General features: G+C 39.6%; 17 protein-coding genes. 12 read left to right on the forward strand and 5 right to left on the reverse strand.

From position 1 onward, the window contains the following. Nucleotides 1–83: 83 nt before the first annotated feature. Together LBYS_RS16020 and LBYS_RS16025 are read right to left on the reverse strand one after the other, a co-directional pair. Nucleotides 84–1,631, reverse strand: a complete 1,548-nt coding sequence (locus LBYS_RS16020) for a hypothetical protein (protein ID WP_013409892.1) — start codon at nt 1,629–1,631, stop codon at nt 84–86. Then, nucleotides 1,631–3,067 (reverse strand): hypothetical protein, encoded by a 1,437-nt coding sequence (locus LBYS_RS16025; RefSeq protein WP_013409893.1) that lies wholly within the window; start codon nt 3,065–3,067, stop codon nt 1,631–1,633. The genes LBYS_RS16020 and LBYS_RS16025 overlap by 1 nt, the downstream gene beginning before the upstream one ends. 193 nt (nt 3,068–3,260) lie before the next feature. On the opposite strand from LBYS_RS16025, the gene LBYS_RS16030 reads away from it, so the two are divergent. Beyond that, nucleotides 3,261–3,722, forward strand: coding sequence for a nuclear transport factor 2 family protein (locus LBYS_RS16030; protein ID WP_013409894.1), 462 nt, complete (start codon nt 3,261–3,263; stop codon nt 3,720–3,722). On the opposite strand, the gene LBYS_RS16035 is transcribed toward LBYS_RS16030, so the two are convergent. The 3 genes from LBYS_RS16035 to gcvP are packed head-to-tail and all read right to left on the reverse strand — an operon-like array spanning nt 3,703 to nt 8,170. After that, entirely contained in the window at nt 3,703–4,323 is a 621-nt protein-coding gene (locus LBYS_RS16035; RefSeq protein ID WP_013409895.1) for an aminotransferase class IV, read from the reverse strand. The genes LBYS_RS16030 and LBYS_RS16035 overlap by 20 nt on opposite strands. Further along, nucleotides 4,320–5,294: an aminodeoxychorismate synthase component I gene (locus tag LBYS_RS16040; protein ID WP_013409896.1), complete on the reverse strand. Its 975-nt coding sequence runs from the start codon at nt 5,292–5,294 to the stop codon at nt 4,320–4,322. The genes LBYS_RS16035 and LBYS_RS16040 overlap by 4 nt, the downstream gene beginning before the upstream one ends. Nucleotides 5,295–5,299: 5 nt before the next feature. Then, nucleotides 5,300–8,170 carry an aminomethyl-transferring glycine dehydrogenase gene (gene gcvP, locus LBYS_RS16045; protein WP_013409897.1) on the reverse strand — a complete coding sequence of 957 codons (2,871 nt, stop codon included), beginning with the start codon at nt 8,168–8,170 and terminating at the stop codon, nt 5,300–5,302. A 111-nt stretch (nt 8,171–8,281) separates the two neighbouring features. On the opposite strand from gcvP, the gene LBYS_RS16050 reads away from it, so the two are divergent. From LBYS_RS16050 to LBYS_RS16100, 11 genes are all read left to right on the forward strand, one after another. Continuing rightward, complete coding sequence (locus LBYS_RS16050; protein WP_013409898.1) at nt 8,282–9,829, forward strand: M28 family peptidase; 1,548 nt, start codon at nt 8,282–8,284, stop codon at nt 9,827–9,829. Between the two features lie 288 nt (nt 9,830–10,117). Further along, a complete protein-coding gene (locus LBYS_RS16055) occupies nt 10,118–10,939 on the forward strand; it encodes a MotA/TolQ/ExbB proton channel family protein (RefSeq protein ID WP_013409899.1) in 822 nt (273 codons plus the stop codon). A 38-nt stretch (nt 10,940–10,977) separates the two neighbouring features. Further along, nucleotides 10,978–11,565: an ExbD/TolR family protein gene (locus LBYS_RS16060; protein WP_013409900.1), complete on the forward strand. Its 588-nt coding sequence runs from the start codon at nt 10,978–10,980 to the stop codon at nt 11,563–11,565. Between the two features lie 19 nt (nt 11,566–11,584). Next, entirely contained in the window at nt 11,585–12,139 is a 555-nt protein-coding gene (locus LBYS_RS16065; protein WP_013409901.1) for an ExbD/TolR family protein, read from the forward strand. Between the two features lie 21 nt (nt 12,140–12,160). Beyond that, nucleotides 12,161–12,982, forward strand: coding sequence for an energy transducer TonB (locus LBYS_RS16070; protein ID WP_013409902.1), 822 nt, complete (start codon nt 12,161–12,163; stop codon nt 12,980–12,982). 132 nt (nt 12,983–13,114) lie between these two features. Further along, nucleotides 13,115–13,327, forward strand: a complete 213-nt coding sequence (locus LBYS_RS16075; RefSeq protein ID WP_222836522.1) for a hypothetical protein — start codon at nt 13,115–13,117, stop codon at nt 13,325–13,327. Continuing rightward, nucleotides 13,324–14,190 carry a PstS family phosphate ABC transporter substrate-binding protein gene (locus LBYS_RS16080; protein ID WP_013409904.1) on the forward strand — a complete coding sequence of 289 codons (867 nt, stop codon included), beginning with the start codon at nt 13,324–13,326 and terminating at the stop codon, nt 14,188–14,190. Before LBYS_RS16075 ends, LBYS_RS16080 begins: the two co-directional genes overlap by 4 nt. Before the next feature lie 162 nt (nt 14,191–14,352). Continuing rightward, nucleotides 14,353–16,074, forward strand: coding sequence for a tetratricopeptide repeat protein (locus LBYS_RS16085; RefSeq protein WP_013409905.1), 1,722 nt, complete (start codon nt 14,353–14,355; stop codon nt 16,072–16,074). An 85-nt stretch (nt 16,075–16,159) separates the two neighbouring features. Beyond that, nucleotides 16,160–16,732 carry an adenylate kinase gene (locus LBYS_RS16090; RefSeq protein ID WP_013409906.1) on the forward strand — a complete coding sequence of 191 codons (573 nt, stop codon included), beginning with the start codon at nt 16,160–16,162 and terminating at the stop codon, nt 16,730–16,732. A gap of 118 nt (nt 16,733–16,850) precedes the next feature. Beyond that, nucleotides 16,851–17,849: a GTPase ObgE gene (gene obgE, locus LBYS_RS16095; protein WP_013409907.1), complete on the forward strand. Its 999-nt coding sequence runs from the start codon at nt 16,851–16,853 to the stop codon at nt 17,847–17,849. Nucleotides 17,850–17,941: 92 nt separating this feature from the next. Next, nucleotides 17,942–18,316 (forward strand): NADH-quinone oxidoreductase subunit A, encoded by a 375-nt coding sequence (locus tag LBYS_RS16100; protein ID WP_013409908.1) that lies wholly within the window; start codon nt 17,942–17,944, stop codon nt 18,314–18,316.

Below are 18,316 nucleotides of genomic sequence, written 5' to 3' on the forward strand. Positions count from 1 at the left end.
GAAAATCGTCATATTTTTAGGGCTAATTGTACAAAAAAAGGCCGGGGTAAAACCCCGGCCTTAAAGTTCCTTTTTTCTCTATTTTACCACATCACGAAGTCCTTGAAGGTCTTCTTGATATTGCTTTCAGACGCTTTTTTCTTGTTCTCCCAGGTAGCATTTAGTTCAAGGGCAACTAATCCTTTAAGGTTCATGGTATTATTAAATTCATCCACCTTTTTAATGAAGTCATTGCCTCTTCTGGAAGATTTTAGAGAGAAGTCACGTGCAAAAATATCTCCTTTCGTTTGAATCTCGTTTTTCTTTTCTATCACATAATTCAAACGGTCTATAACATCCTTCATGGATTTTCCAATAACCTCAGTGGCTTCTAGAGTACTGATGGTCAATGTGGTAGTACCACCTACAGCGGAGATTAGTTTTTGAGTATCCGCATTTCCATTAGCTATGACGGAGGACAAACCGGTGGTTGCACCTAAAGAGGCATTGACTACGGACCTATTCTTTTTCCCTTTTCTCGCCCTGTTATAGTCTTTCTTGAGTTCTTCTTCTTTTTCTTTTAATTGTTCCAAAAGTTCCCAAGCATTCACCAGCACTCCGTAGTAGATAGAATAGTTTTTACGATCCAATTCTACCTCATTTACCGTATTTTTTACTACGAAGTTTACTCTCTTTACCTCCCTATTTTGGGTTTTGTCCAAAACAAAGAAATCTATATAGAAGCTCAAAGTATCTGCGGGATCTTGTACAAAATCATAACCAGGACTCCAGGTGAATTCGTATTGATTATTAGAGTTCTTCACCAAAGTATTCTGCTTAGGGAAATCTGGTGCATTCGTTACGAAATCAAATACTTCTATATCTTCTTCTCCATTCGGATCACTCAGATAAAATCGGAGGTTAACCTTCTCGTTTTCTTTTAATTGGATCTTGTCTGCTTTAGGTACTACCGTAATTTGTGGAGGTAGATCCATTTGAGTTACTTCTAATTTAAGAGTCCCTTTTACACTACTCTTTGCAGGTTGATCCTGAAGGGTGAATTCTATGTACTGAGGGCTTTCTTTCAATTTTTTAAACTGATTGATAGAAGGGTTCCAGGTAATTTCCCCCTGTGTACTCATGTTCATGCCTTCCGGTAGGGTTTCTAGATTAGGGACAAAGACTATAGGGTCATTGTCCTCATCATAAGCCTGGTCCTGGGTGATTTTGTACACATTATTATGATTGTACTGCACGTAGAACGACTTAAGGTTATTCAATACCGGAGGTCGGTTCGTATGCAAAACCTTGAAATCCACATTGGAGGTAATCTTGTTCTCCTTATTATCTTTCGCTTCAACAATGATTTGGAAGACCTTCTCTTGTTCTACACGGTCTACCAGGTGACAGGCAGGGACCCACAGAAAATTTCCAGAACTGTCCAGCTCCATACCGGCTACTTTCCCTTGTTGAATCTCGAATTTGAAATGCTTCTTCAGCGTGTCCGGTTGCAAGCGCATCGAAAAAGCTAAGGTATCACCTTCACGTACTACATTCCATCCTGGTGTCCTAGGCATGATAATTCTAGGTCCAGAGGTTTGTGCAAATGCTGAAATAGAAAAAAGGAATAAAAAGAAGAGTTTCTTTAACATTACACTTGTTCTTTTTTAGGAATCACTACACATGGAAAACCAAACAGGCAACGGTCCTTGATGAACTGGGCTACTCCCGCAGGGACGTTTTCTTCCCATCCGGGTTCGCCTGCCTGTATAAGACTGAGCATATCGTCAGTAATTATATTGAGATTGGCTTTGTTGTAATGATAGATGTCTTCAATTTTGTTATTAGCTATTAAGTATCGATATAAGTCCGACAAATGTGCCATTGGGCTAAATCTCATACAGTTCATTATTACTCCGTCTTTCAGAGTAGGGTAAATATAGGCCTTTATGTTTTTACTAAATAACGTAGCAAAGGACTGAAGTATTTCCCCCGGAAGATCTTTATAGTTCTCTTCTTCGAAAATGTACTCCAAATTAGGATAGCCCATGATCAAACCCATTTTCAATTTACTGAATACGGATAAGTAGCTAACTAATTTATAGTATTCTACGTAATTACTAATCATTACCGTATGACCTAAGGCGCAGAGAATATCTACTCTGTCCAAAAAGTCTTTTTCGTCTATATCTCCACCTGATTTGAGTCCTTGTAAGGTTAACTCCACCATAAGTAGGATCTTTTCAGGATCAACGTCTGCCTCTTCCTTGAATTGTACAAGACCATTTTCTAACATGTCCATATGCACATTGGTGATAGGTCTAAACCTACCCCTAAGCATAAGGATATGTTTTTTGTATAGAATATCAGAAGGCTGAACATTTTTTCCGTCAGGTCCAAAAATGGCCACGTCAGAGAAACCGTTTTGTACCAGTCGCAAAGACATCAGTCTTCCGTCAACATTCTTAAATGAAGGTCCAAAGAATTTAATGGAGTCTATTTGAAACCTATCCATGGCCAGATTGTCCCTCAATGATTCAAGGAATACCTCCGGATCTTCATGGTAGTAAAAACAGGCATAAATAAGGTTAACTCCCAAAACACCTATGAGCTGCTGTTGCAATAGGGTATCATTATCTAACAGCCTAACGTGGATAATGACGTCATGGTGTTCGCCTCCGGGTTGTGTTTGGAATCTACAACCCAACCATCCATGGGGATGATTATTCTTGTGGTAGTTTAAGGTCACTACCGTGTTCGCAAATGAGAAAAATTGTGTCCCGGCTCCCCGCTTCTCGTTCAGACGCTCGATCAAAAGATCATACTCATGATCCAGCATACTGTTCAATCTCTCCTGACAGACATAACGCTTGTCTTTTAGTTGGCCATAGATAGCATCGGAAAAAGTCATATCATACGCTGACATGGACTTTGCTACCGTGCCGGAAGCACCGCCGGCCTTAAAGAAAGTGCCCGCTACCTCCTGCCCGGCCCCGATTTCCGCAAATGTGCCATAGATCTTAGGATCAAGATTTATTTTCAAGGCTTTTTGCAGGGTTCCTAGGCCCGAATCGTGCAATGTGGCCATAATTCTGAATTGATGAATAAATGCAAAGATACAAATTTTTTCCCGCTCTAAGGGTCAGAAATGCATAGGCTTTAGCGGATTTGTAAATATTTCAGATAGCACTTCCTCTTTATGCTCATATTTATTTATATATTAGCTTAAGTTTGTCTTTACCAAGCTTTAGGACTCCAAAAAAAACATATTTTACAAAAGAATGAGTGATTTAGTACGACGATTTTACGATGCTATGAAGGTAAGAGATACTACTTACATAGCAGAGCAATATGCTATTAATGCTCTTTTTAGTGATCCTGTTTTTCCCGGCCTCTCAGGCTACGAAGCAGGTAAAATGTGGGAGATGCTCCTCAAGAACAGCAAAGACCTCGAAATTGAATATCATATACTCGAGTCTGGTAAGGACAAAGCCAAAGTTCGGTGGGTGGCGAAATATACTTTCTCTAGGACAGGACGTAGAGTAAGAAATGAAATTATTAGCACCTTTGAATTTATGGACGGGAAGATTCTAACTCAAAGAGACCGTTTCAACTTTCGTACATGGGCTAGACAAGCTTTAGGTTTCCTCCCATGGTTATTCTCCTTTACTGGTGTTACACAAAAGAAAGTTCAAGAAAGTGCAGGTAGAAGTCTGAATGACTTTATTCGTTTGTATCCATAGTTAAGTGCAAAGTATCATTCTCCCTGGTGAAACGGTACACCTTTTCAAAATCCCTCATGGCATTGATGAAAGCTATTTTCTTATAAGTAGTAATTTCTGATGCCGTAATAGCTTTTTCAAAGATCTGCTTGGTTTGGAGCAAGTAAGATCTCTTTGTTCCCCTAAGTAGAGGGGTATGAGGTGTGAACCATCGTTCTCCATCAAACAAGAGGATATTACAATAGGTGGTATCAGTAAGGTATCCTTCTTTAACAAAGATGAGATCGGATATCCCTGTTCGTCTTTTTAATTCCTGTTCAAAGAAAGTTCTATCGGAATACTTAAAGGAATAGTCAAAGGCCTCTATTTCCACTAAATCCAGGGTATGATGGTCCTTGACTTCGTAAGGATATACAGCTATGTTTTCAATCTTTCTCCCATAGTCTACCCGAACTCTAAATATTCCTTCTGCACTATCAGAGATCGCATTGAATAGGAGGGAAACATCGAAATTAGCCTTATCATAGTGATGGATTTGTGTTTTTGCAGCCCTTTCCAAATGGAATTCTAGATGGGAATATTGCCCATTCTCTAATCTTATGGTTTCGAAGAATTGAATCATAGGGGAATATAAATCTTTTGTAGGATTTCTTCGTATTCTTTCTCTACCTCACTCTTGAAGGTGATTCCTCCTCCGCTTTTAAAGATAAGTCCGTCTCTGTTTTTTTCAATAAAGCGTATTAGGACATAGGAAAATAATTGTTCCCCATCATAAATACCGGCCACTCCGGTGTAAAAGCCCCTTTTTCCGTCCGGGTGGAGGTTTTTTTCTGCCTCTTGAATGATCTTCAGGGTTTCTGCTTTTGGAGCTCCGCAAATGGATCCGGCAGGGAGAAGCTTGAAGAACCATTCACCTAAAGTTTCGTTCCAATTCGGTCCTAGTTTGGCGGTTATTTCAGAACTCATCTGGAGTAAAGTACTACCGTCTGATCTGTTGATGGGTTCAATGTAACGGAACCTCCTTACATGTACCTCTGAAGAGATTTGGCTGAGGTCATTTCTTAAGAGGTCTACGATGGTGGTATGTTCAAAGAGCTCCTTTGGATCTTCCAAAAGTTCTCTTTCCGCGTGTGCGCCTATTTCAACTTTGGTTCCTTTCATGGGGAAAGTTGACAAAAGTCCATTTGGCTCTACAGAGACGAATTTTTCAGGTGTAAAACAGACCCAACGGTCCTCTAACATTAATTTAAAGGGTGCCTTAGCTGAGTGGAATATGTCCCTCAATTCAGGGCCTTTAATACGTGTGGATGCGGTGAGATTGGTGAGGAAGGAATTGCCTTCTAATAGTTGGCCATGAACATAGTCAAAAGCCTTCTTATACGTTTTGAAGTCTAAAGGCTCTACTTCGATGTGTAAAGGTATAGAGGAAGTAGGAGTTTTGAATTGAAGATGACAAGGTGAATCCTCTATTTCCTCCCATTCTACGATATGATTTTCCTCTTTATCATAGGAAATAACAAATAAAAAGGGGCGTCTTTCCCGCCCCAATTTATTCATTATCGTAACGGTATCCTTTTGATCAAATACCTTCATATTTATTATGCGTAAGCCTCAATAGGTTCACAAGAACAGATTAAGTTTCTATCTCCGTAAGCAGAATCAATTCTACTTACCGAAGGCCAGAATTTATTGGCTTTCAGGCTCTCTACCGGGAATGCTGCCTTTTCTCTGCTGTATGGTAGATCCCAGTTCTCTTTAGTGATTACCTGAAGCGTGTGAGGTGCATTTACCAGGACGTTATTATCTTGAGGATACGTTCCTGCTGCGATCTCATCTATCTCTTCCTTAATGGCTATTAATGCATCACAGAATCGGTCAAGTTCAGCTTGAGATTCAGATTCTGTAGGCTCAATCATCAAAGTTCCAGCCACAGGGAAGGAAACCGTAGGGGCATGGAAACCGTAGTCCATCAAACGTTTTGCTATATCCTCTACTTCTACACCAGTAGTGTGTTTATATGGTCTGCAATCTACGATCATCTCGTGGGCACATCTACCGTTCGTTCCTGTATATAGGATAGAGAAGTGCTTCTCTAAGCGAGACTTGATATAGTTAGCATTGAAGATGGCATATTTCGTAGCATTTGTTAAGCCTTCTCCACCCATCATGCTGATAAAGGCATAAGGAATAGGTAATATACCTGCACTACCCCAAGGAGCCGCAGAGATACCGTTAATGCTGTTTTCACCTCCAGTCTTCACTACTGCATTGCCCGGTAAGAATGCAGAGAGTTCTTCTGTGCAACAAATCGGTCCCATTCCAGGTCCACCACCACCGTGAGGAATGGCAAAGGTTTTATGAAGGTTCAAGTGGCAAACGTCAGCACCTATTCTACCAGGAGAGGTTAAACCTACCTGTGCATTCATATTGGCACCGTCCATATAAACTTTACCTCCATATTGGTGAATGATATCACATAGTTCAGTAATACTTTCTTCAAATACCCCGTGAGTAGAAGGATAAGTAACCATCAGGCAAGCTAGGTTCTCAGCATGAGCCTCTGCTTTCGCTCTTAGGTCCTCTACTTCTATGTTTCCTTTTTCGTCACATTTTACAACTACCACTTTCAAGCCTGCCATTACCGCAGAAGCAGGGTTTGTACCATGCGCAGACGAAGGAATAAGGGCAATGTTTCTTTGGTGTTGGCCATTATGCTCAAAGTAAGCTTTGATGACCATCAACCCTGCTAATTCACCTTGAGCCCCAGAGTTTGGTTGTAAGGAGGTTTTAGCAAAACCAGTGATCTCAGCAAGGTAAGCTTCCAATTCTTTGAACATTTCCTGATATCCCTGAGTTTGATCCAAAGGAGCAAAAGGATGGATCTGCGCAAAGCCCGGAAGAGTGATAGGCATCATTTCAGCCGTAGCATTCAACTTCATGGTACAGCTACCCAAAGAAATCATGGAGTGTACCAGAGAGAGGTCTTTGTTTTCAAGACTCTTCAAGTAACGCAACATCTCATGCTCTGTACGGTATGAGCTAAAGATAGGATGTTGAAGGTAAGGGGTAGTTCTCAATAATGCAGAAGGTAGATTAGATTCTACTTCTTTCTTCAATTGAGCTACAACTTTCGTACCTTTTGCTTCTGCCAGAATCTCTAGTAGAAGCGCCACATCAGCAAGGGTTTTGGTTTCGTCAAAAGAGATGCTGATGTTTTCAGTGCCGTGGTAACGAAGGTTTACTTCTTTGGCTTCAGCAATTTGACGAATCTTAGTATTATCTTGAACCTCTAGAGTTACTGTATCAAAATAGGTATCGTTAACAACTCTGTAATCTAAGCCTTGTACAGAATTAGCAAAAAGAGTAGTTAGTCCATGAACCTTAGAAGCTATTCTTTTCAATCCTTCAGGTCCGTGGTATAGGCAGTATGCTGCAGAAAGTACAGATAATAATACTTGAGCAGTACATATATTGGAGGTAGCTTTTTCTCTACGGATATGTTGTTCCCTGGTTTGAAGGGCCATTCTTAAGGCTCTGTTACCAGAAGCATCTACAGAGACACCTATGATTCTACCCGGAATTTGTCTTTTATATTCTTCTTTTGTAGCAAAGAATGCAGCGTGAGGTCCACCGTACATCATTGGAACGCCTAATCTTTGGGAAGTTCCAACGGCTACATCTGCTCCCATTTCAGCCGGAGACTTAATCAGAGTTAAGGCTAGTAAGTCTGTATTTAAACATACTTTGATATCCTGCTCATGTAAAGCTGCGATCAGGTCAGTGTAATCTTTTACTTCTCCACATGTACCCGGGTTTTGTAGTAATACACCGTATACATCTGAGGTGCTGAAATCAAAAGTTTCCGGATTCCCAATCTCAATATTAATACCGATACCTTTCGCTCTACCTCTAACTACATCCAAAACTTGAGGGTGAACATTTTCAGCCACGAAGAAGGTTTGTGCATTCTTCTTTGTTCCTTTCCTTAGACCTGCTAACATGGACATGGCCTCTCCGGCGGCAGTCCCTTCATCTAGTAGGGATGCGTTCGCAATTTCCATACCGGTTAAATCTGAAACTACGGTTTGGAAGGTAAGTAACATCTCCAATCTTCCTTGCGCAATTTCCGCCTGGTATGGAGTATAAGCCGTGTACCAAGCCGGATTCTCCAGAATGTTTCTCTGAACCACTTTTGGTAGTACGGTATCATAATAACCGCAGCCAATAAAGGAGCGGAACACCTTATTCTTGTCAGCTAGTGTAGTGATCTTCTCTAAGAATTCCGTTTCACTCAAGCCGGCAGGTAGGTTTAAAGCCTTTTCACTTCTGATGTTAGAAGGAATAGTTTGGTCAATTAATTCTTCGAGACTGTTAACCCCGATAGAAGCACACATGGCGGAGATTTCACTTTCTGATTTTCCTTGGTGTCTATCTTGGAACAGTTCCGACGAATTCAAATCAATTAGCATAAGAATAAGAGGAGATGAAGTGTAAAAAAAGTGTTGCAAATTTAGTGGATTTGTACGGTTGTTTAAATAAAAAGTTTTGAAGTTATTTGTTGTCAAATTAAATGTTACAACATGAAAAAACTAGTTAGTACGATTTTAGGGGTGGTCCTATCGGCGAGTCTCTTCGCTCAAACACCTCTAAAAACTTATGAGGCTACTATTTCAGCGGATGATCTGAAAAAGCACCTCTATTACATAGCCTCTGACGAGTTGGAAGGGAGAGATACAGGCTCAGAAGGACAGAAAAAAGCAGCAAACTACATCATCGAACACTTGAAGGAGTACGGTATTCAGCCTATCGTGGAAACTCCTTCCGGAAAAAGTTACCTTCAAGAATTTCCTTTATATAAGACAGATTGGGGTGAGGGTTATGTGAAGGTAGGTAAGCAGAAATTTGAAATGTTCAAAGCTTACATTCCTAATGGTATAGTTTATGTGCCAAATGTTCAGGCTTATCAAACGGTATTCGTAAAGAATGGAGTGAAGGACGGAGACAGAGATGATTATAAAGGCTTAGACGTCAAAGGCAAAGCTGTAGTGTTCTTTGCAGGCGACGGTACGGCTGAGGGTAAAGGTTGGGCCGGAACGGCTGGTCTTCGTAGAAAGAGTACTATAGCTCAGGATCTAGGTGCAACTGCCGTATTTGAAATCTCTACAGCTGAAGAAGCTGCTTTTACTACTTTGGTAGCAGAAAGAAAGGCTATCTTAAGTCGCTTTTCAAGAATGACTATTGAGAAACCTACCTTGACAGCCTCTGCATTGCCTTCTTTCCAGATTTCGAAAGCTATGGGAGCAGCCATGCTGGGATTGAAGTCGGGAGATGCTAAGAAGTTTGTGGCAGGCAAATGGTCAGATTTAAAAATCAAAGGTTCAAAAGTAACCGTTAAATCTGATCGTGTAGAAAAGCCTGTTCATACTGCAAACGTTATGGGCTTTTTAGAAGGTACGGATAAGAAGGAAGATGTATTGGTTATTTCTGCGCATTATGATCACGTAGGAGTGGATGAGAAAGGACAGATCTATAATGGTGCTGATGACGATGGTTCGGGTACTTGTGCTGTTTTAGAATTAGCTCAGGCATTCTCTGAAGCTAAGAAAGCTGGTCATGGTCCTAGAAGAAGTATCTTATTCTTGTGGGTTACGGGAGAAGAAAAGGGCCTATTAGGTTCAGAATATTTCACGGACCACAATCCTGTTATTCCTTTGAACAGAATCTTCTGTAACCTGAACATTGATATGATAGGAAGGGTAGATAAGAAGCATGAGAATAATCATGATTACACGTATGTAATAGGTAGTGATAAATTGTCTTCTGAATTACATGCTATCTCAGAAGAAGCTAACCGTCAGAGTGTGAACCTGGAGTTGGATTATGAATTCAATGATCCTAATGATCCAAATAAATTTTACTATCGCTCTGATCATTATAACTTCGCAAAGAATGGAATTCCTATTGCATTTTACTTCACTGGTGTGCACGAAGATTACCATAGACCGGGTGATACTCCTGATAAGATTCTATACCCGAGATATGCTAAAATTGTACGTTTAGTATATAACACGGCATGGGAGCTGGTGAACCGTGACAAACGTATTATTGTAGATAGCAATAAGAAATAACTAAAGTTTTAGTAGTGAACAGTTCTAAGGAAAAATATAACTAAATAGTTATCAATGATTAATCGTGTTAATTGGTTGAAAACTGCTGATAAAAGGGCATTTTTAAGGATTAATGGATATTAATTTTTGGTAAATTATTTTCCAAAATAATTTTTGTTTTAAATGTTTTTCTTTAGAATTGCCAAAGAATTATTTTCAAAATCAGTTAAAAACAATTAAAAAATTTCAGAGTAGTTCAAAAGGACTTATTTGAAGAAACTTTTTTAACCCTAAAAATTTTTTATCCAAATGGCAAAAACGCAAAATGCTCCGGTTGCTAAGGCAGCAAAAAAATCATCTGGCGGAATTAACCCTGTGGTAGTAATTCCAATTCTAATCGCGATTGCGGTATTAATCTACATCTTTGTAATGGGAGATCCTAGTAACTTTAATGATCCTGAGACAAAGCATGATCCAAAAACTACTTTGGGTATCGTATATGCCGGTGGTTTTATTGTACCTATCCTTCTTTCATTCTTATTGATGGTGTTGGTGTTTGGTATTGAAAGATTTGTAACTATCAGCAAAGCTGCGGGTTCTGGTGATTTAGATGCTTTCGTAGCGAAAGTACGTGGATTCTTGAATAGCAACAACATTGCTGATGCTAAGAAAGAGTGTGAAAAGCAAAAAGGAACTGTAGGTAACGTAATCAAAACTGCACTTGACAAATACGAGCAATTGCAAAATGACGGTGCGTTAAATAAAGAGCAAAAACTTGCTGCTTTACAAAAAGAGGTAGAAGAAGCTACTTCACTAGAATTGCCTATGTTGGAGAAAAACTTGGCGATCTTATCTACTCTAGGTTCTGTATCTACTCTAGTAGCTCTATTAGGAACGGTATTAGGTATGATTCGTTCATTCTTCGCTCTTGGTCAAGGCGGTGGCTCTCCAGATGCAGCAGCACTTTCTAAAGGTATCGCGGAAGCCCTTATCAATACAGGTTTAGGTATCGGTACTTCAGCTATTGCGATCATCGTTTATAACTACTTTACTGCATCTATTGACACTCTGACTTACAAAATTGATGAGATCGGAATGAGCTTGCAGCAAAACTTTGCATCTCATAACTAATAGGTAAAGAGTTTAATAAACTATTTAAAAGAGATTAAATGGCAGCAGTAAAACCGAAACGGCATAAACCTTCCATGGATATGACCGCCATGTGTGATGTGGCCTTTCTCTTGCTTACCTTCTTCATCATGACTTCTTCTTTTAGAAGTGAGGAAGCGGTAAGTATTAACACTCCTTCTTCAGTTTCTAAATTGAAGGTGGAAGAAACAGGAATCGGAACTGTTTCAATAACTCCGGAAGGTAAATACTTTTTCGGTGTTACAGATCCGATCGAGAAGAGAAAGTTCTTGAACACACTAAATACGAATCTTAAGCTGAACCTTACAGATGCAGAAAAGAAATCGTTTTTAGAAGTTGCGGAAATAGGTGTGGGTAAGGAAAGAATCAAATCCTACCTATCGCTTAGCAAAGCAGATAGAGAAAGAGCTACTTTACCGGGTATTCCATTGGATTCTACTAATACAGAATTGATTGATTGGGTTCGTGCATACGCAGAAGCTAATCCTCAAGGACAATTAGCGATACGTGGAGACGTTAAGACTCAATATCCGGCCGTAAAAATATTGTTTGACGAGTTAGCTAGGATTAAGTTCTATAAGTTTAGACTTATCACTAAAGGAGAATAACCCTAAATTGATTTAAGAAATGGCAGAAGTACAGGAAAAAGAATCAGGCGGGAAAGGTGGTAAGGTAAGATCTAAGAAAGGCTCTGGTAAACCCGATATGACTCCAATGGTGGACTTGGGTTTCCTCCTACTAACGTTCTTTATTTTTACGACCACGTTTAGCAAGCCAAACATGATGAAGCTAAACATGCCGGATAAAAGTGACGAGAAAGTTGAGAAGCAAGAGAAGCAGGATATTAAATTGTCAAACACTATTACTATCGTGATGGGTAAAGACAATAGAATCTTCTGGTATCAGCAAGCTCTTGCAGACGTGACAGCTGATGATTTAGTTGAAACAGATTATTCTGCTTCAGGTATCAGAGCTGATATTAATAAGAAGCGCGCTGCTGCTATAGATACTTCGGTATTTACAGTGGTAATCAAGCCGACCAACGAGGCTACCTTTGAAAATACGGTAGATATCTTGGACGAGATGGAGATAACGGGGAACAAACGTTTTGCAATCGTTGATTTAATGCCACAAGAATTGAAGGCATATGAAGAGAAGATCGCAAGACCGAAGGGACAATAACTAAGGTAAAACGATAAAGAAATGTCACAGAAAGTAACCTTAGACGATATAGTATTTGAAAACCGGAATAAAGAGTACGGTGCATACTATTTGAGAAAGAATTATAGTAAGTACTTGACAAAGGCTACTCTAATTGGTTCTGCCATCTTCGTTGCAGTTTTAGGAGGAGCGTTAGCTTTTAATAAAATTACTGCTGCGAATGCTGAGAAGGAAATCATGGTTGACCTGTCAGCAACTGATTTGCAGGAGGAACAGCCTGAGGAGGAAATAGAGATTCCTGAAGATGTTCCACCTCCACCATTGGAGGAACCACCTCCAGAGGTAGCACAGGAGAAGTTCTTACCTCCAGAGCCGAAGAAGGACGAAGAGGTGAAGATCGAGGAACCACCACCGCCAGCTGAAAAGTTGGAAACTGCGGTGATCTCTAATAAAACCGTGGAAGGGGCAGAAGCGAAAGACGTTTTCATCCCACCTCCACCACCAAAAGAGGTTGCAGTAGTTAAAGTGGAAGAACCAAAAGAAGAGCAGGTATTCGTAATGGTTGAACAGCAACCTGAATATCCAGGTGGAGAAAAAGCGATGTATGCTTTCTTAGGAAAGAACATCAATTATCCTGCCGCTGCTACAAGAGCGAACATTTCCGGTCGTGTTACCGTACAGTTCGTTGTTGAAAAAGACGGTTCTATTGGTACCGTGAAAGTTTTGAAGGGAATTGGTTTTGGTTGTGATGAGGAAGCCGTAAGGGTTATCAAGTCCATGCCGAAATGGTCTCCTGGTAAACAAAACGGTAGAGCCGTAAGGGTGTATTACACCATTCCAGTAGTATTCCAACTTAGCGAATAATACCTAAAGGGACACAGTGATGTGTCCCTTTTGTCATTCCACACTATACTTCTCTTCCCAAGTTTTTTATTCATCTTTTCCATTTAGCTCAGTTTTGTGCGTAAATTGGCATTCAAACATTTTTTGTTGCGTATGAATTTTGATGTAATGCTGGAAAAGCTTCGTTTTGTATTAAGTTTAGTTATTCCGGTAGGGTATGTTGTGTTAGGCATTTATGTGATGGTGGAGCAGATTTTTATCGTTAAGATTAAGCCGCCAATGATGGCTTATAGCTTAGGAGCCGTGTTGGTGATCTACGGTCTCTTTCGGTTATATAGAGCTTTTAAACCTTCCAAAGAATCATGAGAAATTGGTGTTTGTTTTTAATCCTTGGCATAATTTGGGGTTGTCAAGGTAAGGAGAATAAGCGTCCTTCCATTTACGAAGGGAAGATCAATGTAGCCATGGATGAATCCATCATGCCTTTGATTCAAGCAGAGACGGATGGGTATAAGATGCATTATCCTAAAGCTGGATTTGAAACATTTGTCATGCCAGAGACTCAGGCGGTGAAATGGTTGCTTTCAGACTCTATGGATGTCATTTGTATCACTCGTTTGTTGAATGAGGAAGAGATGGCCATCGTTAACAAAAGAGAGATAAAGTATATTCCTGCTCCCATGGCTCTTGATGCGGTAGTTCTTATTACCCATCCGGATTCAGATTTAAAACAACTTTCTCTAGATGAGTTAAAGGATTTGTTCAAGGGTAAGGGGAGAAAACTAGTATTTGATGTAGGTAGTTCAAGTAATTTAAATCATGTTTTGAATACCTTAGGGATAAAAGAATTCGATAAAGATGCTGTGGTAGCTGCTGGATCAAACTTGAAGGTTTTTGATTTCGTAAAGAAGGATAAATCAGCTATTGGGTTCGTTGGATTTAATATGATTTCTGAAAAAAGTAATGAAGGTTCTGTTGAATTAAGGAACTCCGTTAAAATTTTAAGTGTCGACGGTATTGCTCCTAGTAAGGGTACAATAGTAGAGCAAGTTTATCCTTTTCATAGGACTATCTACTTACATACCTTAGGTACGGCATGGGGCGTAGAAAACGGCTTTATACGCTTTGCATGTACGAAACCTGGACAATTGATAGCTGAAAAGATGGGTTTAGTGCCATACTATGCTATACCTAAAGAGTTTTATCTTTCTAAAGAGGATCTTCAATAATATTTTAACAATTCATTAATAAAACTTAGAAAATTCTAAAAGTCTAATGAATAAATCCATTTAAAACATGGAAAATGGGCTTTTAAAAGAATTGGTTTTTTTTTAAATTGCGAACCGATTTCAATTTTTAACCGAAAAAGTAACTTTACAGCTTATTTAGAAATGATGATTAGAAAGACAAAAATTTGGGCGGTAGTAGGATTGCTGCTGACTTATACCTGGTCCTTTGGACAGAGTATTGATCAGGTAGTAAAAGACCTAGATGCGGAACGGTTTACAGCTGCCCTTGATGGAGCTAATAAGCTGGTAGTATCTGCACCTTCAGTAGATACCTATTTTTTGAAAGGTTACACTATACTTTCAAGCCCTGATTATGCGAAGGCGGAAAATTTAAAAGCTGCTCAGGAAGCTTTTGAAGCTGGAAATGCTCTAAGTAAAAAAGGTGATCCTTTGAATCAAGTAGGTTTAGGGATGGTGAAATTAGCATCTAAAGATTTAGCGGGTGCAAAAGCGATTTTTGAGGCCGTTAAAAAAGAAACAAAATCAAAAAATCCTGATGTACTTTACAGAATTGCTGAAGCTTACACTATGTTCTCTGAGGCTAATGATCCTGCAGAGGCCGTTTTGACCATAGATCAGGCTATTGACAAGCATAAAACAAAAGATAATCCGGAATACTATCTAGTTAAAGCACAAGCTTATTTGATGAAAGGTGATGGAGGTTCAGCGATGAATGCTTTGGCTAATGCTGAGAGAGTAGGAGGTAAATTAGGAAAGACTTATGCTTTGATGTCTAAGATTTGGTTACAATCACGTAACTATCAAGGTGCTCAAGAAGCGATTGAAAAAGGTATAGCTGCAGATCCTTCTCATGCGCCTATCTATAAGTATCAAAGTTCTTACCATCAGATCTTCCACAAGTATCCTGAATCTGCTGCTGCTGCTGCACAGTATTTGAAAAATTCTGATGGTGACGTTAAAGCGAAGTTACGTTACGCGAAGTTGGCCTTCATCTCTAAAGACTATACCAGCTTGAAGAGAGTATTAGGTGAGATTAAAGGTTCTACAAATGATCCTTATATCCACAGAATGGAAGGTATAGTAAACTATGAAGAAGGTCAGTACACTCAAGCTATTGAGGACTTCAAGAAGTTTATCGCAGCAAATCCAAAAGATGAAAACTTTGGTTTAGATTATGGCTATATTGGTAAGTCATTCTTAAAAATGACTGGGGATGAAGCCCAAACGGCTATTAATGACTCTCTAGGTATTTTAAATATTGATAAAGCAGTGTCCTTAAATGATACTACTATGGAGGTAGATTATTATGGAGAAGCTGCAGCTATCTTATCTGAAAAAGGAAACTTTGATAAAGCTGCTCTTTTAACAGAAAAGGGTGTTTTAGCGAAGAAGGATCCTACAGCACAAGATTTTGCATCCTTAGGTACTATATTCTTCAGAGGTAGAAACTGGGTTAAAGCGAATGATTATTTAGAAAAGGCATTGGTAGAATACAAAGATGCTTGGCCTGCTGGATATGCTTTAGCCGGTTTAGCTAAAACGTATAGAGATGCTGGTGATTCTACTAAAAACCATCTGTACTTAGGTGCTGCAGACTTTGAAAAGTACTTGTCAGTACTGGGAGAAGAAGGTATCAAGCAGCCAGCAAACCAAAACTATGTGGTGATTGCTTTGAAAACCTTAGCGGGTAGAGATTTCTCTGCTCAAAAGATAGAAGATGCAAAAGCTAAGATTGAGAAATTATTGCAAATCAAGCCGGACGATTCGGATGCTCAAGCCATGTTCCACCGCTTTAGCAAATTACTTGATCCAAGTTACGTGATTCCTGAGACTCGGAAGGATTCTACGGGGAATGGAAGATAAAGAAAAAAAAGCCTGAGTTTCAGGCTTTTTTTTATGCCCTTATGTTTATCTTGCGACCCGATATACTAATTTGTAAACGAAATAAATGTTTAATCTTGTAATTTTTGGCCCTCCGGGCGCCGGTAAAGGCACTCAGTCTGAGAAGATTATTGACAAATACAACCTAGTTCACCTGTCTACAGGTGATATGTTTCGTTCCCACATAACGAATGATACAGAATTAGGAAAGAAAGTAAAGGAGATTTTGGCAGATGGTAAACTTGTGCCAGATTCCATTACTATATCTATGTTAGAAGAGGAGGTACAAAAAAATCCGAATGCCAAAGGTTTTATTTTTGATGGTTTCCCTAGAACGGTACCACAAGCTGAAGCTCTAGATGCATTCTTAGAAGGGAAAGGTTTTAAAGTAGACTTGGTATTGCAACTTGATGTTACTCAAGATGTGATCAAGGCACGTATCGCCGAACGTCAGAAAGTTAGCGGTAGGGCTGATGATGATGCTGAAAAGCTTTTGAAGCGAATAGATGAATATTTCGATAAGACTATTCATGTATTACCTTATTACCAAAATCAAGGGAAAGTAACTACTATTAATGGTGTAGGAGAAATTGAAACCATCTTTGGGCAAATCTCTGAAGCTATTGACGCAAAATATTAATCTGTATAAACAGATGCGGAAAACTCCTTGTCTCAAGGAGTTTTTTGCTTTTTAGAACTAATTACCCCACAGTATAGGTTCTATTAAGAAGGGGGCTGCCTCTAAAATGGATTGAAATATGACATCGAACTTTATAGATTACGTAAAAATTAATCTCAAATCCGGCAACGGAGGAAGAGGTTTTACCCACTTCCGCAGAGAGAAATTTGTGGATAAAGGTGGTCCGGACGGTGGTGACGGAGGTAGGGGTGGACACATTATACTGCGGGGCAACAAGCAGTACTGGACACTCATTCACCTAAAATATCAGAAGCACATCAAGGCTGATCATGGTGAGTCTGGAGGTAAGAGTAGGAGCACCGGTAAGCAGGGCAAAGATGTTATACTAGAAGTGCCTTTGGGAACCGTAGCAAGGAATGCGGAGACAGGAGAAAAATTGGCTGAAATCATTGATGACGGACAAGAAGTTATTGTGCTTCCCGGTGGGATGGGTGGTCTGGGTAACTACCACTTTAAAACCAGTACGAACCAAGCTCCCGATTATTCTCAGCCAGGTATTCCCGGACAGGAGATTTGGGCTATTCTTGAGTTAAAACTATTAGCAGACGTGGGTCTAGTGGGATTCCCGAATGCCGGTAAATCTACTTTGCTGTCTGTTATTTCAGCTGCTAAACCGGAAATAGGGGACTATCCGTTTACAACGCTGGTGCCTAATTTGGGAGTTGTGCCTTACAGAGATTTCCAATCCTTTGTGATGGCGGACATACCGGGGATTATAGAGGGTGCAGCAGAAGGCAAAGGTTTAGGCTTGCGTTTCCTTAGACATATTGAAAGAAACAGTAACCTTCTTTTCATGGTAGACGGCAGTAAATTGTCGCCAGCCGAAGAATATGAAACCTTATTAGGAGAGTTAGAAAAGTATAACCCTGAATTATTAGATAAAAATAGATTGTTAGCTGTAACGAAATCTGACCTTTTAGATGAGGATTTAAAGAAGGAGATTGCGGCTACATTGCCGAAAGGTATACCTCATGTATTTATTTCCTCCAAGACTATGGAAGGGATAAATGAGCTCAAAGACCTCATATGGCGCAGTCTTAATGATTATTTAGAATAATTTCAAACTGCAAATTAAGGGGGTATTCTACCCCTTCATCTATTTTTTTTATCTGCTTGGGATAGTATTTTTGTTTGTTAAAATTTCATTCAATGTCAGTTAGTGTTCCTCAGGATTATTTACCACTTTTAATACAATTAGTTCTGGCTTTGGGTTTCGTAGTGATGACGCTGATTGCCACTCACTATTTGGGTCCAAAATTGCGAAGCAAAAAGAAGGATTTGCCTTTTGAATGTGGAGTAGAGAGTGTGGGTGATGCCCGTATGCCATTGAACGTTCGCTATTTTTTAACGGCGATTCTTTTTGTATTATTTGATGTGGAAGTAATTTTCATGTACCCTTGGGCGGTAAACTTTAAGGGCTTAGGATGGTTGGGCTTTTATGAAATGCTATTGTTTGTGGCATTCCTTATGGCCGGCTTCTATTACGTGATAAAGAAAGGAGTACTTGACTGGGAAAAAGAATAA

Origin of the sequence: Leadbetterella byssophila DSM 17132 (genome assembly GCF_000166395.1) — a bacterium.
GTDB classification, from domain to species: Bacteria; Bacteroidota; Bacteroidia; order Cytophagales; family Spirosomataceae; genus Leadbetterella; species Leadbetterella byssophila.